Here is a 15620-nt window from a genome sequence, read left to right as displayed (position 1 = left end):
ATTTTGCCCTCCTAGGAAAACCCATTTATCTATAACTCTTTAGATACCCTTTCTCCCCAGCCATACGATTAAACCACCTGATGGTCTCTAAGGCTTTAGCCATCTCCGGGCTAACTTTCCTGGCTACGAACCATACCCTGGCCTGGGGATATTCAGATGTTCTCCCAGCGCGACCAGCCAATTGGATCAAGGTGTTCTCATCGAAGACATAGCGATGGTCGGCAAACAGGACAAGAACGTTCAAGCGGGGTAAAGTAACCCCACGTTCCATAACTGTAGTGGTTACCAGTACAGGAAAAGCACCCTGGCGGAAGGAAGCCAAGACCTCTTCCCGCTCTGGTGACGCAGCATAACATCCCCGGACGTATTCCTGGCCCTGGTACTCAAAAAAACTTTGGAGCCATCCTACTGTATCCCCAACCAATTCTACCGTAGGTACAAAAACTATAACTTTGGCCCGGTCTACTACCAGACTAAGCTGGAAAAATTTCTCTAAAGGGAAAGGCAACTGGCCTTGGGCCTTAAGATTTCTAATTACTACTAGCTCAGGTTCCGGAAGGGGATATCCGTGGTGGCGGGCGGGTAAGTAAATTACAGGGAGTACCCCCCAGCGTACTTCCCGTATTAACTTAAGGGGTGGGGTAGCTGTAAGATATAGAACCTGGCCCTGGGGACGACGGCAGCGCTCTAAGGCATAGTAAAGGCGGGTATCTCCCGCCAGAGGAAAGGCATCCACTTCGTCCAAGATTACCAGGTCGAAGCGCTGATAAAACCGCAGGACCTGGTGAACAGTAGCTACCACTAGCTCGGCAGGGAGAAATTTTAAGCTAGTCTCCCCATGTAGGACAGCTATCTTGACTTGGGGAAAACTCTCCCTCAAACGAGGATATATCTCTTTAACCACCTCCCTGCGCGGAGACGCATAAAGGACTTCTCGCCCTTGAGCGAGGGCAGCTGCTATGGCGCCATAGGCCACTTCCGTTTTCCCAGCCCCGCAGACAGCCCAAACCAGGCACCGGGGCTCTTCCCCTTTTTCAACAAACTTGGCTGCTTGCTCGTAAGCCTCCCTCTGGGCAAGCTTTAAGGGGAAAGGGAGTTGGGGGTTGATACTACGTCCTTTTAAGTGCTTTCTAGGCTCAGCCCGGGCATAAAGGGCCCGACAGGAACGGGCCTCTCCTAACTCCAGGCAGCCCTCGCATACATAGCAAAAGTGGCTATTACAGGCCCCGCAACGGGCTTGAAATAGATGCTCTCTTCCACCACATCTCCGGCAGAAAGGGACCCCTTGTTCAGTAAATCCTACCGCCGGCCAGATTTCACATTCTCCTTGTAAATAAAGATAATGCAAGATATCAGCCAGGGAAGCTTTGACCTTTATACCGTTCTCGTCCAGGGCACGAGCAACTTCTTCTAAAAAGAGGAGGCGTCCTGACAACACCTCGCGTACAAGCTTTAACTCTTCCTCCGGGGGTGGGGGTAAAGGAGGTCTTGCCCGCTGAAAAGAAAAACTTAAGCCAAAACGTCGGCCTAAGGCTTCTAACTTGGATTTAAGCTGGTGCGGTGATTCTGAGGTCGCTAGTCCATGGATAGGTAAATTACGGAGTAAAAAATCGGCGAGGCCCAAATTAAGTAGTGGGGACAAAAGCTCGAAGGAAAGTACACCCTGGGACTCCCAAAAACCCCGATCCAGACCGGGTTGGTGGCTAAAACCTACTTGTACGTACCCTCCCTGCTTAATTAAGTATAAATAGCCCTGCCAGCAGAAAACGCTATTCCGGGAGGGTACCATCCTGTTCCAGTCCTCCTAATGTCTCTCCTTTTCCCTTTTCAACTAAATAATAAGGCCAGATCATGTTGCGGCCATTGGTCTTAGCTACGTATAAGGCGGCATCCGCCTGCCTAATAAGCTCTCCCTTGTCCCTAGCATCCTCTGGCCACGCAGCTATACCGATACTTACAGTGAGCCGCACCTCTAATCCCATATCTAAAGCAAAAACAGAAGAAGCCACTGCACTCCGGATACGCTCAGCTACCTGTTGAGCTCGATACCGGTCTGCTCCTGGGAGAAGAAGGGCGAATTCTTCCCCACCGTATCTGGCTACCACGTCTTTCTCCCTTACCTGCCGTTTAAGAAGTCTGGCCACTTCCACCAGCACCCTATTACCTACCTGGTGACCAAAGGTATCATTTATCTCTTTAAAATAATCAATATCTACCATAAGTATGGCTAGCCTGGAAGCCGAGTGCAGATCCTTTAGCCATACCTCTAGCGCCTGTTCAAAATAGCGCAAGTTATATAACTCTGTTAAAGGATCCGTTATAGCCAAGTATTCGGCCTGGGCTAACCTATCCTTAAGCTCCCTATATTCTCGCTCTAATTTTTTTAAAGCCTCCCCCTGTTTAATAGATAGTTCCCTTTGCTCCCGCAAGAGATGGAAAAGAGCCCAAGCTGCAAGGCCTAGGGCTATCCATCCCCCCAATTCAGGTAGGTGGTATACTAACTTCATGGCCCCCGCGGCCAACACCAGGCCATAGACGGGTAAAAGCGAAGCCAAGAGCAAAATAAGGGCCTCCCCAGGCTGATCCAAAAAAAGGGCCGCCCCTGTAGCTAAAAATAAAATCGGAGATAAAAGGGGACCCGAGGGCTCATCTCCTATGTAACCCCGACGGGAAACGAACCACAGCCAGCCCAGGATTAAACTTGTGAGGTAAAGAAGGCCCCTCTGCCAGAACCGGCCTTGCCACAAAGAAGGTGGTAACAGGGCTGCCGTTATATGCAGGGCGGCCAGGGCCAGGCCGTAAAAAAGAGAGAGACCCCTTCCCCCTAACAGGGCAAAGAAGCCTGCTCCTATTCCCACCAGTAGCCAGCTCAACCGCCAAGTAAAAATGTATTTCTTCTCCATACCTACCCTGCTTTCCCACCAGTCAATTACCAATTCGCTACTGCTAGCATCTTTCCTCCTTAAAATACCATATCTTTTTCCAACCAAGTAGATATTTGCCTAAACCATAATCTACCAGAAAGCCGGTCCCTTAGATCCCAGGTAAGGAGCTTATAAGGCCCCTGTAAGTAATTTTGGAAACCAACCAGGTCTTCTTCCTCCTCCTTCCCCCTAGGTATATAATGTACGGTGCAGATAGGGTAAGGGAAATTAAAACGCTCTAGGATACGGTACGTATTGTCTTGCGATCCGCAATCGATAACCACTAGTTCCAGCCAGCATCCTTTTAAACTACGCCACCATAGGATAGCCCGTAGTATCCCTTCTATAGCTTCTTCCTGATCCTGGACCAGGAGCAAAAGACGATGTTTAACCTTTCCTACCCGGGCGAGGGAAATAAAATTCCAAAACATTACCATAAAAAGAAAGAAGATTACAATATACCATACTACCAAAGCCATGGGGCATCCCCTCAATCTATCTTCAGTTCATTTTATGCTAATTCTAGTATCAAGGGAGCTCCTCCAATACTTCCCAGCTTACTCGGGGTATGCCCTGGCTCTGAAGATTCCATACTTAAAAATAAAGGTGGTGAAATAGCCATGGAACCAGCGGCTGATGCTTGCTTGCGCTGCGGAGCACCCATCAGCCTTATAACACGAGTTCTAGGAGAACTCCCAGTAGAGGCCCCCCACAGAGGGGCCTTATGCCCCAGCTGCTACCGGGATTTATCCCCGGAAGAATACAATTCCTACTTTAAATCGTAAAAAAGTACGGCCGGACCCCAAAGTCCGGCCCTAAATTTCTAGCCCTGCTCTAAGGTCTTCCCGTATCCCTTTAAGAGTTTCCTGGTTAGGAGCCTCTATGTATACCCGGAATAAGGGCTCTGTACCTGAGGGCCTTATCAAGGCCCAACTCCCGTCGGCCAGTAAAAATTTAACACCATCGATGGTGACCCGGCCAACTACAGGTTGCTCGCCTAACCTAGCAGGTTCATAATGGGTTAGCTTATTTAAAACCTTTTTCTTGCTCTCCGGTGAAACATGGATATCTAAGCGTTCGCTGAACAGGGGACCATAACGCTTAAGAAGTTCCGCAAGAAGGTGTTTCAAGGGGCAACCTGACCTGGCCCTTATTTCCGCTACCAGTCCAGTGGCCAAAATCCCGTCTTTCTCGGGTATATGCCCCTCAATGCTTAAGCCCCCGCTTTCCTCTCCACCTAGGATACAGCCTTTATGTAATAAGGCTTGAGCTATATACTTAAAACCTACGGGGGTCTCTTCTACTTCTAGCCCGTAAGCCCTAGCCAGCCGGTCCAGCAAGTGGGTAGTGGCCACGGTCCGAGCTACTCCACCCCTTTTCCCCCTTACCTCCACCAAATGAGCCAGCACCAAGAAGAGCACCTGGTTGGCCGTAAGATACGTCCCGTCGGAATCCACCACCCCGAAACGATCAGCATCACCGTCCAAGGCTAAACCCAGATGGGCACCCTGGAGGCGCACCCTTTCCGCTAGCTCTTCTAGCCCCCGGGCGCTGGGGTCAGGTAGCCTTCCCCCGAACAGGGGATCGCGCCAGTTATGGATACTTTCTACCTGGCACCCTGCCCGAGAAAGGAGGTTCTCTAAATACCCCAAACCAGCCCCGTAGAGGGGATCCACTATAATTTTTAATCCAGAACGCCCAAGGATCTCCATATCTAGCAAGCCTTCCAGGTGCTTAAGGTATCTTTCCTGGGGGTCGAAGGCTTGGAGCAAGCCTTTCTTGCGGGCCATATCTAAATTAAGATGCTTAATTTGGGGTTTAAGGGCGATCCTTTCTTCTATCTTACTTGTTATTTCTGGAACAGCTGGACCAGCATAACTAGGAATAAACTTTAGTCCATGATACTCTGGCGGGTTATGGCTAGCCGTGAACATTATGGCCCCCGCCGCCTCTAAACTTCTAACCGCGAAGGCTGTCACCGGCGTAGGTATCGCCTTTTCCGGGAGGAACACAGTGAACCCATTACCAGCCAGGACCTCAGCTGCAGAAGCGGCGAAATTCTCCGCCAGGAATCGGTGATCGTAACCTATCACGATCCGGCGGTTATCTGTTTCCTCTAGTAAGTAATCAGCTATGGCTTGCACGACATAGCGTACGTTAGAAAAGGTAAACTCATCGGCAATAATGGCCCGCCAGCCATCAGTCCCAAACTTAATGCCCAAAGGCCTCCCCCCTTAAAAACTAAAAATCTTTTATTTGAGAGGGCTTTGAGGAGTATCTGTAATGTCTACAGGTGTAGTAAGCTGATCCTTTTTAAGATTAACATATAGGGAGCCGTTACTCCGCAACACAGCATAATCCACCTGGCTTACATCCTCTACCCCTTGGGCTTTAAGTTGTTGTTCCAGCCATTTTTCATCTAGATTGACTTGCTTAAGATTTTCAAACAAGATCTCCCCATCTACTATTAACTCCGTAGGTACCCCCTCGTACTCGGTGGGCACTTGAAGATCGGCTGGGGTTAAAGGTCTCTTTTGGGATTTAAGGAGGACGCTTAAATTACCGTTAGGCTCTAAAATAGCATACTCTACATCAGCTATATCAAAAACATTTTTCTGCCTGAGTTGCATGGTCAATTCATCTACATTATAGCGCATCTTACGCATATTTTGTTCCAAGATCTTCCCATTATGGATAACCACTGTGGGCTCACCAGAAATGAGCTTGCGCGCTGGCCGGCTTAACAAAGCCACATATCCTGCACCCCAAGTCAAGGCAGCAAAAAGGGTCAACCCCAGGAAATGCAGCCAAGTACGATCAGGATCTATATCGGTGGCCAAGGCAGCTGCGATACTCCCGAAGGTGATGCCGTTGATATATTCAAAGAAAGTGAGCTGTCCAACCTGTTGCTTTCCTAAAATACGCGTGTAGATTAAAATAGCCGCAAAGGCTAGGAGGGTCTGTAAAATTACCTCCAGGGTATTTTCCAAAGGGCCCAACCTCCTTCTCTTTAAGGCTTTATAAGAGTTCGCGATTGTGGAGATAAAAGAGCAGGCCAAGGCCTGCTGCAATAAAGGCTAATATAGCTAACCCCTCCAGGACGACTTCCCGCAAGGTAACACTCCCTCCCTGTAGCTCCATGTTCTAAATGTATAGTATCTCCACAAGAAGGCCGGAAATGCAGGGAAGGAGCACCTGGCCAGGCCCTTTGGCAGTAAATTTGGCAGTGAAGTAAAGGGTTTTTAAGAGGGGAAGGCGTTGCGCCGCGTTTTGGAAGGCTTGAAACGGTAACCTGTAACTCCTAATTTATTGCCTCCCCACAAGGCGAGGAAGGTAAGGAAGATTAAAATCACCATCCCCTGGTCGGTGGTCAGGCGCGTAAGCAAAATGGCACTAGCCCCTAAGATTAAGTTTACCAGGTAGATAACGAAGACCGCCTGGCGCTGGGAAAATCCTTGGGCTATTAAACAATGATGTAGATGCCCTTTATCAGGCTGGAAAATAGGGCGGTGGTTTAGAAGACGCCGGATAATGGCTAAAAAAGTATCTAATATAGGCAAACCTAAAATCACAACCGGTACAAAAAGGGAGATAACTGTAGCTGTCTTAGTTAAGCCTAGTACAGCCAAAGAGGCCAAGGTAAAGCCTAAAAACATGGAACCGCTATCGCCCATGAAGATGCTGGCAGGATGGAAATTATAGGGGAGGAATCCCAAAATCGAGGCTGCTAAAATTAGAGCTAAAAAGGATACAGCCACTTCTTTCTGAAGCCAGGCTATTATAGACATAGTAACTGCTGCGATCAAGGCCGTACCCCCGGCCAACCCATCCAGGCCATCCACCAGGTTAAGGGCATTAGTGACACCTACCAGCCAGAGGAGGGTCACCGGGATGGCTAAAGGTCCGAGAAAAAGGAGGCCATTAAAGGGGTTAGTGAGGAACTCTACCCTCACCCCCATCACCATGACTATTAGGGCTGCCGCTACTTGGCCGGCCAGCTTCCAACGTGGGTTTAAGGCCCAAATATCATCGGCCAGGCCTACCAAGAGTATGAGGGCGGCTCCCCACAGCATACCCCGGAAACTGGCTTCCCCTTCTCCCCCTACCAAGTAACCAGCTATAAAACCTGCAAAAATGGCCAATCCTCCCAGCCGGGGTATAACCCCAGTATGTATTTTCCTAGCATCTGGCTGATCCAGAGCTCCCAAACGGGGAGCCAACCATTTAACAACCGGTGTTAACGATAAACTGACTAAAAAGGCCAGAGCTATAGCTCCCCAATTCACGACGGATCCTCCTTCTCCCCCAAGGCAAAAAGTAACTCTCCTTCTGCCACCAGTTCTTCTCCTACAAAGGCCCGTCCCTGGGCCTTACCTGCTTTCCCTTTAATTTTCAGTACCTCTACTTCTAGCCGTAACACGTCACCAGGAACTACTTGGCGCCGGAAACGTACCTTATCTAAACCTCCAAAAAAGGGTACCTTCCCTTGGAAACCCGGCTGGCTGAGCAGGGCTACGGCCCCTACCTGGGCCAGCGCCTCTACAATAAGAACCCCTGGCATGACAGGGTAACCGGGAAAATGCCCGCTAAAGTACCATTCATTGGCAGTAACATTCTTAAGACCCACCGCTCGCCGGCCAGGCTCCATTTCCAAAAGGCGATCTACCAACAAAAAAGGGTAACGGTGGGGTAAAATCTGTTGTATGGCTTTAATATCCATCACCAACGAAGGGTTTTCCTCCCCTCATTTTCATTTACTGTATCAGTGTTCCGTCGTCAAGTTTAACAATACAAATAACAATACAAATATGTATTCGCTACAGGAAGGGCACTCCCTCCCCTAAAGACAAAATTTCTATTCCTATCTCCGCCGCCCAACAAGTCCTTGCACCAACTCCATCTCTTCTACTTTAAAAGCCCAAGCTAAAACCAAGAATACTATAAGGGAAACCCCGGCCAAAATGGATATTTTAACCCCCAGCGCCCAGGTGGCCTGAAGGGGGTTAAAAAGGTTAAGGACTTTACCCAATATATAAAGGGTGCCCCCCATAAAGGTAGCAGCCATAGCTATGGAAGTACAGCTTTTTAACAAGGCTCTGGTCTCTAAATACGGAAGCCGCCCTTTAAGGCTAATATATAAAGCCAAAACATAGAAACTCGCCGCCAGGGAATTAGCCAAAGCCAGACCACCGTGCCCTAAAGCCGGAGCAAGAATAAGGCTAAAGGCTATATTAAGCCCCACGGAGGCCAAACCGGCTAGCGCCGGGGTCCTCACCTCCCCTAAAGCGTAAAAAGCACGCAACAATATGGGCTGGGCAACTTGAGCCAAAAGCCCCCAGGAAGCATAGAAAACCACCTCCGCGGTCATGAGAGTGGCTCGGGCCTGAAAGGCTCCTCGTTCAAAAACGAGGCGTACCAAGGGTTCCCGCAAGATCATCAAAGCCACAGCCGTCGGGATCACCAAGAAGGCTACTAAAGAAATACCCTGGCGGGTAAGCCTAGCCATCTCCATCTTTCGGCCCTGGGCGGCTTCCTCAGAAAGAGCCGGGAAAACCGTTGTAGAAACCGCTGCTGCAAAAACACCCAAAGGTACGCTTACTAGCCTTAATCCCAGATCGAGGGCCGTAATACTTCCAGCTGCAAGATGAGAAGCAAAAAAGCGGTTGGTGGCCTGGTAAATTTGGTTTACAGCCAGGCTAAAAATAACGGGAAGAGAATAAATCCCTACCCGCCTGACCATGGGGTGGCGAGGGGCCAGAAGGAAGAAATAACGAAAACCTAAACGGAAAAGATCAGGGATCTGTACCAAAAAAAAGGCTAGGAAACTCGCTACTGTACCCAGGGCCAAACCATAAATCCCTAAGGGCCGGGCCAAAAATAAGGCAGAGGCTATTATAATCAGGTTGCTCACTGCCGGAGCTAAAGCCGGAGAAGTAAAGTAATAACCAGCATTTAAAATCCCGCTAAGCACCATACCTGTTCCCATGAAAGGAAGGGAAAAAAACAGAATCCTGGTAAGCTGGACAGCCAACCCTTTGACTTTTGCGGGAAAACCCGGGGCAAGTAAAGCTACCAGCCAGGGAGCCAGAATCACCCCCAGGATAGCCAAAACACCCAAAAGCAACCCTATCCAGTTAGTTAAGGCGCTACCTACCTTCCATGCTTCTTCTCGCTCGCCTTTAACAAGGTAGGCAGTCAAAGCGGGGACAAGGACCGTGACAAAGGCCATACCCAAAACAGTCTGCAGGAAATAAGGGATAGTATAAGCCACCATATAGGCATCGGTTTCGGGCCCCGCCCCAAACTTACCAGCTATAGCTGCGTCCCGGACAAAGCCCAGCAACCGGCTAGCTAAATTTAGCACGAATACTGCTAAAGCGGCCTGGGCTAAGCGGTCTAAGCTCACCCCTTTAGTCTGACTATCCATGCTGGCTACCCACCCTGTACTTTTCACCCCCTAAAAGTTTTAAGGCCAATACAGCATTGGACTGGGCCAGGGGTCGTAGCTCCTCCACCGCCCGGCGTAAGCCTTCCCGTATAGAGGGTAGCTCATACAATACGCGTTTGAATATAAAGATAAGGTCCTCATAATGTAAGAAATTTAAAGGTAAGTAAGGCTGTTCTACCTGACGGCAGAAGGCTTCTACTTTAGGATCGTAAGATAACCCTATAAAAGGTACCTCTAAAACTGCTCCCAAAATAAGAGCATGCAAGCGCATGCCTACTAGGAAATCTAGGGAGCTAATTATCCCCACGGCATCCTCCAAAGTTAGCTTTTCCTTAACTACCGTTGCTGGACGGTTCATAAGCCTCTGCACCTGCCAACAGGCTTCTACATCCCGCGGAAAATGTAAGGGTAAAAACAAAACCCCCCAGCCCTGATCTACAAGGTAATCCGCCGCCCGGGCCAGGGCTTCCAAAGCACCTTCTGGGAGGAGCCAGTACCGTAAAAAAAATCCAGCTAGAGGCTTAACCCCCGCCTTAAAGCCTAAGCGTAAAAGTTTCTCTCGGCCAGCCCCCAGGTTAAAAGCACTTACCTTAAGGCCCAGGACCGGATCAGCTGTTACTTTGACCTCCGGGTGTTGCACACCCAGCTCCCGGAGCAGGACGTGGGAATTGCTATCGCGCAAGGTTATAAGCTGCACACGGTCTAATACTTTAGCTGTAAGGTAGCGCGCCCAGCTCCGTTTTAGAGGCCCTAACCCTTGGGCATAAACCATCCTGGGCCGGCCTAAAACCCGGGCGAGTTCTAAGATTCCCAGATAATATAAGAGGCTCCGAGGGCTGGTAGTATCCTGGAACAGGCTACCTCCCCCGCTTATCAAAAGATCTGACCGGCGAAGGGCCCAGGCCACTTCCAGCAACCTCCAGCGGTTCACAGCCTTAACTGGTAAAAATCTCTCTGTTCCAGCGGGGTCGTGGGAAAGGACAAGGATCTCTAGTTCCGGTTCTAGGGATTTCAAGGCCTGAACCATGCTATACAAAATGGCCTCGTCCCCTAGGTTGCCGAACCCGTAATAACCCGAAAGAACCACCCTGGCCATGGCCTAGCCCCCTATTCTTTATAGCTTCACCCTTGATCTTACCCCATTAGCCAAGGCCACCAAAACTATACCCAAAAGGAGACCCAACCATAGCCCGTTAAAGATACGCAGGAGGGAGATGAGAAGAGGGGTATGAAGGTGAGCCAGGGTATTAACTATAGAAATCTGTCCTGCCAAGGCCAAAAGCCAGAACGGCAGGTAGCGATGTCTATACCCCCAACCTAAGGCCAGTAAGAAAAAGGGGTAACCCAGAAGGAATTCCTTAGTCCGCGGCCTTACCAGAAGTACCCGCTCCAGTAAAGAGCGAAGCTGTCCTTCCAGGGGAAGGAGACCCACGCTCTCATTACCGGTCCGGTTAAGGTAAAGGAAGATGACTATAGCCCCTAAACTAGCAAGCAATAGGAAAAGCACAGTTAAATTCTGGTTAAGCCACCTCCGCCAGACTGCCCAGAACCGCTCCTTCTCTTCCCAGTAGACAGCAGCTACTATAAAGAGGACCAAAGGTAATAGAAAAGAGGCTTTCACACCCATAAACTCATCCAGCTTAAGGAGGAAGGTGGTATCCGTCAAAAGTCCAGCTAGGATTAAGCCCCCCACCAGGGAAATTAAGGTGCTCCGTAAAACTAGCTTAAAGGAAGCTGCTAGCCCAAGGGGCCTATGCCCGTCCTTAAAGGCTAGCCATAAGGCTAGGGTAGGAAAAATAACCGCCGATCCTAGGGCCATAATCTTGCGGGCTAAGGTTACGTAACCCAACCCCAAAGCAAAAAGCCAGCCCAGCAAGCCCAAGCCCCCCAAAATCCAGGACAACCGGGAAAGACCCAGTTCCTTTAGGAGGAGGATTCCTCCACCTAGGATGCCTAAAGCCATAAGAGACCACCAAATCCTAGAAGAGGGGAGTCCAGAAAAAGGCTGCGCCAGGCCCCTTTCTAACCCTTCCTTAGCTAGGGATGCTCTTACAGTGTCCACGTATTTTAAATTAGTATTTAACCACTCCGAGGTATCCCCGCGGAAGAAAAGATGCAAGATAAGGATCCGGATATTCCTCTCGCTGGCCGCCAGACTAAGCCTTTCTACTCCTTCTTCCCAAGAAAGGCTCGCCATATCTTTAAGGGGTATAGAATGGACCCGCACCGCCCGTTTGTCCAGCAAAAGAGCAAGCTGTTTTAAACCTTGCTGGGGGAAAAACTCTATAAGCCCTACGGGCACCCCCAGCCTTTTTATCTCTTCAGCCATAACAGGTAGCGCCCCAGGATAGCCGGGCAGTACATTGTCATTAAAGAGCAAAGCAGCAATATATGGACCATAACCCTCTATAGACCTTAAAGTAGACGCCACGGAAGCAGCGCGGGCTCCAGGCCAGGTCCTGATCTGGGGCAGAAGATAAAGCCCCTTCCTTATAACCATGTCAAGCTTATCTTCTGGAAATCCTACCCCCAAGTTCTCTAGCTCCGCCGGATTAAAGGAAGGAATACTTAAAGCTAAAAGGTCGCCAGAAGAGACATCCGGTATAACTTCCAGCGGCGAGGGTAATTTATTTTCTAGGTGGATTTTTACCCTCTTTAGGACAACCCTATCTCCCACCAAATACAGACGGCCAGGGTGGAAGTAACCTTTCATTTCGGGGAAAAGGCGTGCTGCTTCCTCGGCACTGTACACCCGCAAGTACTGGGGTACAAGCTCAGCTAGAGTCTGCTCCTTAAAAAGCACCGCGTTTATACCTCGGGCCTTAAAGCGATCTAAAACTTCCTCTTCCTTTAGGCCTGTCCACCAGGCAAGTCTACTTACCTCCTGATAGTCCACCGCCAGGGTGACCGACCGGTTAGCCCTTTCCACCCTTACCCTTTCTACCGCTATCTTTAAACTAGCGGCTACACCAAGGGCTAGGAACAAAAAAAGCAAAAGCTTGATACTTTTTTTCACGTTGGCGTTCCCCTCGCGTGTGGTTTCCCACTTGATTATAGGCTGGGTCCGGTGTGCCGTCAACGGGTTTTTTATAAGTCTTGACAAGACCTTAAGTTAAGAATATAAATCATTTTAGTGATCACTGATACGGAGGTGAGGGGCGGTGCCTATTTATGAGTATAAATGTGGCAAGTGCGGAACCTTTGAAACAGAACAGCGTATCACCGAGCCACCTCTGGCAACTTGCCCTACCTGCGGTGGTCCGGTTAAGCGCTTAATAAGTGGTAAGATAAGCGTGATTTACAAGGGCTCTGGATTCCATACCACCGATTATCGGAGTAAAGAATATAAGGAAAAGGCCAAGTCCGAAAGCGAAAACAAAGGCGACGCCAAGGCAGCCAGTTAAGGCGTCGCCTTTTTAATTCTATTTATTTATCGAAAGACAGTATAAGCAGGATAAGAATTAGAAACAAGATAAAGGGGTCCCGGCCTTGGGGAGGATCCCTTTCCACATCCCTGTCTGGTGAGGGTTCCAGAATAGAGACACGCGCGGTCTTTTTCTCCCTTAGAGAGGCAAAACCATCTTGGATTCTCTTGGCCTGTTCCGTACCTAAAAGTTCTAGCAAGTTTTCTACTAGTTCCGTATATTGTAAAGCCGTGCGTCCCATATATGGTTTTAAGCTCCGGATAAAATTTAAAAAACTAGGGTGTACCAGCTCGCCGGGCATCTTTCCACCCCCTATTCTAAAGCCTTCCTCTGCTTTCAAAATATGTAATAAGGGGAGGGTTGGTGCAGAAAATTCCCCTCTTCCGCATATATTGTGTATTAAAAGGAAATGAGGGTAGCTTTTAAAGGGAGGGGGAGGCCCTGGAAAACACAGATCTCGCCGGGTTGCTCCAGTTAATTAACCCCAAAGAGCTACAAAACTTAAGCGTACAGGAGCTAGCCGGGCTGCTGGGGCTGATAGATCTTTTAGGGATACTTATTCTCCTGCAAGGGGGAAGCGCTGCTCAAAGTAAGGGAAATCAGATCCTCCAGCAGGCCCTCAAGGCAGTGCTACAGGGTTCGGAAGGAAAGGAAACGAGTTTTAACCCAGCTGAACTAGCCGGGACCCTGGGAAAAAATTCTGCCCTGTTCAACACCCTCTTAAATCTCCTTTTAAGCTCCAAGGAGATTAAGCCTAAGGAAAAGGAAACACCAGAGGGTAAACCAGACGAAGAACCTCACCGGGTGGCCGGGCGCGGACGTTAAAGCGCCCGGCCTTTTATTTTTAATTTAGGGATAGAAGTTAGCCCTTCCAGCCAAACTATAAAAGTAACAGAGATTAGGGGTTTTAGGGAGGGCTAAACAGTCAATGGCTAAGTGGTGGAAATATATTTTACCGGTTAGTTTAGCCATCCTGCTGGTCATTGGCGCTTTATGGGCCGGAGGTCAAATATCAGGCAGGCGGATCCAGCCCACCCAGGCGGGAGTTCCCGTGGCCACTAGCGATGAAATAAATTTAATGGCCCGACTGATCGCCGCTGAAGCTATGGGCGAACCTTACGAAGGACAGGTGGCGGTTGGCGCTGTAGTTTTAAACCGGGTGCGTTCCCCCCTTTTCCCCCATACTATAAGCGGGGTAATTTACGAACCCTGGGCCTTTGAGAGCGTCCATAATGGGCTAATCTGGCAAGTTACCGACCTTACCACAGCTACCAACGCTGCCATCGATGCCTTAAACGGTTGGGACCCCACCTACGGCGCCCTGTTCTTCTGGAATCCCGCCAAGGCGGTAAACCCCTGGGTATGGACCCGGACCATTATCACTCAGATCGGTAGCCATGTCTTTGCCCGATAGATTAAGGAGGGGTTTCTAACCTATGGAGCGTAAAAGGTGGACAGTCTGGGTTCTGTCTTTGTTACTTTTAGCAGCTATAAGCTGGGGATTCTGGGAACGGGCCAACCGTCTGGCCCTAGCTCATGCCGTAGAGGGTTCTGGTCAGCGCGATTTTTATAACCTTTTAACCCAAGTCGAACAGACCGAGGTAAGTTTAGGGAAAGCCTTAGTTTCCACTTCCAAGGCCCAGCAGGCAGCCCTGCTTACGCAAGCCTCAAACCAAGCTGCCGGGGCCCAAACCTCTTTAAGCCAGTTACCTACCCCGGGTATCAACCTCATCGGTACCCGTAAATTCCTGGCTCAAACAGCTGATTATTGTCAGTACCTGGCCCAAAGGGTAGCCCACGGGCAGCCACCTTCTAACGAAGAAATACAAAACTTAATCCGGTTGCGCCAGGAAATGGGTAGGCTAGCGGCAGACCTCCACAATATTGAGGGCCAAGTAGCTACTCATGCCATACGCTGGAGCAGCTTTTATTCCCTCCACATGCCTTCCCTTCCGCGCACTATGGCCTGGCTTAAAGCGCGGCCAGTCCAAGCTACGCCCCATCCTTTAGAAGGATTTGTTAACACTGACCGGCACCTGCAAACCTTGCCCAGTTTAAATTACGACGGACCCTTCTCGGATCACCTGGAAAAAGCTCGACCCTTAGGTTTAGCAGCCCAGTCCGTCGACCAGCCCGCAGCAGAAAAAAATGCTTTAAAGTTCGCCAATGATGCCAGCGGCACAACTTACCGGGTAGCTAGCGTAAACCCAGTTAATGGCCGTATCCCCTGCTTTGGAATGTCCCTGACCGATGAAAAAAGGCCAGGCAGGCAGGCCCGCATCGATGTAAGCAGGCAAGGCGGGCATATAATCTCTTTCTTAAACCCCCGTGCTGTGGAGGCACCCACCATAGACGTTAAGGCTGCCCAGGAGCGTGCCGCCGCTTTCCTCAAAGCCCAGGGCTTCCCCGATATGGTACCCACTTATACCCTTAGCCAAGGCCATGCCCAGCTCTTTACCTTTGTAGCCAGGGAAAGAGATATTCTCCTTTATCCAGATCAGATTAAGGTTAAAGTAGCTTTGGACAACGGGGAGATAGTCGGGTTCGATGCCACTCCCTTCTTTATGGCTCATCATAAGCGGGACCTGCCGACACCCCAGGTAAGCGCCAAGGAGATTACGGCCAAACTCAAGCCCCACCTTAAAGTGGAAGGGATCCGCTTAGCCCTTATTCCCACCGGTGGTGGGCGGGAGGTCCTAACCTATGAAGTGTCCACCAAGCTCGATACAGAGCGCTATTTACTATACTTTAACGCCTTAACTGGTGAAGAAGAAAAGATAATGAAGATAATTGATCTGCCTGGAGGCCAGCTCACCATGTAAG

The 15620-nt window shown here is 49.8% G+C and carries 15 protein-coding genes; 4 read left to right on the top strand and 11 right to left on the bottom strand.

The window, feature by feature from the left end; translation table 11 throughout:
• Window positions 1-25: 25 nt before the first annotated feature.
• The 10 genes from B9A14_RS02245 to B9A14_RS02200 form a co-directional block, all read right to left on the bottom strand.
• Window positions 26-1789 carry a DEAD/DEAH box helicase gene (locus B9A14_RS02245; protein WP_084663604.1) on the bottom strand — a complete coding sequence of 588 codons (1764 nt, stop codon included), beginning with the start codon at window positions 1787-1789 and terminating at the stop codon, window positions 26-28.
• A complete protein-coding gene (locus tag B9A14_RS02240) occupies window positions 1770-2990 on the bottom strand; it encodes a GGDEF domain-containing protein (protein ID WP_157109749.1) in 1221 nt (406 codons plus the stop codon). The genes B9A14_RS02245 and B9A14_RS02240 overlap by 20 nt, the downstream gene beginning before the upstream one ends.
• Window positions 2963-3403, bottom strand: coding sequence for a glycosyltransferase family 2 protein (locus B9A14_RS02235; protein ID WP_084663600.1), 441 nt, complete (start codon window positions 3401-3403; stop codon window positions 2963-2965). The genes B9A14_RS02240 and B9A14_RS02235 overlap by 28 nt, the downstream gene beginning before the upstream one ends.
• A 336-nt stretch (window positions 3404-3739) precedes the next feature.
• Window positions 3740-5146 (bottom strand): phosphoglucomutase/phosphomannomutase family protein, encoded by a 1407-nt coding sequence (locus B9A14_RS02230; RefSeq protein ID WP_084663598.1) that lies wholly within the window; start codon window positions 5144-5146, stop codon window positions 3740-3742.
• A 30-nt stretch (window positions 5147-5176) separates the two neighbouring features.
• Window positions 5177-5914 (bottom strand): DUF421 domain-containing protein, encoded by a 738-nt coding sequence (locus tag B9A14_RS02225; protein ID WP_084663596.1) that lies wholly within the window; start codon window positions 5912-5914, stop codon window positions 5177-5179.
• Window positions 5915-6166: 252 nt separating this feature from the next.
• The gene (locus B9A14_RS02220; protein ID WP_084663594.1) at window positions 6167-7210 is read right to left on the bottom strand and encodes an MraY family glycosyltransferase; all 1044 of its coding nucleotides are present in this window, start codon (window positions 7208-7210) and stop codon (window positions 6167-6169) included.
• Window positions 7207-7647, bottom strand: a complete 441-nt coding sequence (gene fabZ, locus B9A14_RS02215; protein ID WP_084667010.1) for a 3-hydroxyacyl-ACP dehydratase FabZ — start codon at window positions 7645-7647, stop codon at window positions 7207-7209. The genes B9A14_RS02220 and fabZ overlap by 4 nt, the downstream gene beginning before the upstream one ends.
• Window positions 7648-7785: 138 nt before the next feature.
• Window positions 7786-9351, bottom strand: coding sequence for a murein biosynthesis integral membrane protein MurJ (gene murJ, locus B9A14_RS02210; RefSeq protein WP_084663592.1), 1566 nt, complete (start codon window positions 9349-9351; stop codon window positions 7786-7788).
• A complete protein-coding gene (gene csaB / locus B9A14_RS02205) occupies window positions 9344-10468 on the bottom strand; it encodes a polysaccharide pyruvyl transferase CsaB (protein ID WP_084663590.1) in 1125 nt (374 codons plus the stop codon). The genes murJ and csaB overlap by 8 nt, the downstream gene beginning before the upstream one ends.
• 18 nt (window positions 10469-10486) lie before the next feature.
• Window positions 10487-12388, bottom strand: a complete 1902-nt coding sequence (locus tag B9A14_RS02200) for a DUF5693 family protein (RefSeq protein WP_084663587.1) — start codon at window positions 12386-12388, stop codon at window positions 10487-10489.
• Window positions 12389-12533: 145 nt separating this feature from the next.
• On the opposite strand from B9A14_RS02200, the gene B9A14_RS02195 reads away from it, so the two are divergent.
• Window positions 12534-12776, top strand: coding sequence for an FmdB family zinc ribbon protein (locus B9A14_RS02195; protein WP_084663585.1), 243 nt, complete (start codon window positions 12534-12536; stop codon window positions 12774-12776).
• 22 nt (window positions 12777-12798) lie between these two features.
• Here B9A14_RS02195 and B9A14_RS02190 read toward each other — a convergent pair whose 3' ends face one another.
• Window positions 12799-13137: a hypothetical protein gene (locus B9A14_RS02190; RefSeq protein WP_157109748.1), complete on the bottom strand. Its 339-nt coding sequence runs from the start codon at window positions 13135-13137 to the stop codon at window positions 12799-12801.
• Between the two features lie 125 nt (window positions 13138-13262).
• On the opposite strand from B9A14_RS02190, the gene B9A14_RS02185 reads away from it, so the two are divergent.
• The 3 genes from B9A14_RS02185 to ypeB all read left to right on the top strand — a co-directional run bounded on the left by B9A14_RS02185 (window position 13263) and on the right by ypeB (window position 15619).
• Window positions 13263-13622 carry a hypothetical protein gene (locus tag B9A14_RS02185; protein ID WP_084663581.1) on the top strand — a complete coding sequence of 120 codons (360 nt, stop codon included), beginning with the start codon at window positions 13263-13265 and terminating at the stop codon, window positions 13620-13622.
• Between the two features lie 103 nt (window positions 13623-13725).
• The gene (locus tag B9A14_RS02180) at window positions 13726-14211 is read left to right on the top strand and encodes a cell wall hydrolase (RefSeq protein ID WP_084663579.1); all 486 of its coding nucleotides are present in this window, start codon (window positions 13726-13728) and stop codon (window positions 14209-14211) included.
• 22 nt (window positions 14212-14233) lie between these two features.
• Entirely contained in the window at window positions 14234-15619 is a 1386-nt protein-coding gene (gene ypeB, locus B9A14_RS02175; RefSeq protein WP_084663577.1) for a germination protein YpeB, read from the top strand.
• Window position 15620 lies beyond the last annotated feature (1 nt).

Origin of the sequence: Thermanaeromonas toyohensis ToBE, from assembly GCF_900176005.1 — a bacterium.
Classification (GTDB): Bacteria; Bacillota; DSM-521; order Neomoorellales; family Neomoorellaceae; genus Thermanaeromonas; species Thermanaeromonas toyohensis.
This window is presented reverse-complemented; position numbering and strand designations above follow the sequence as displayed.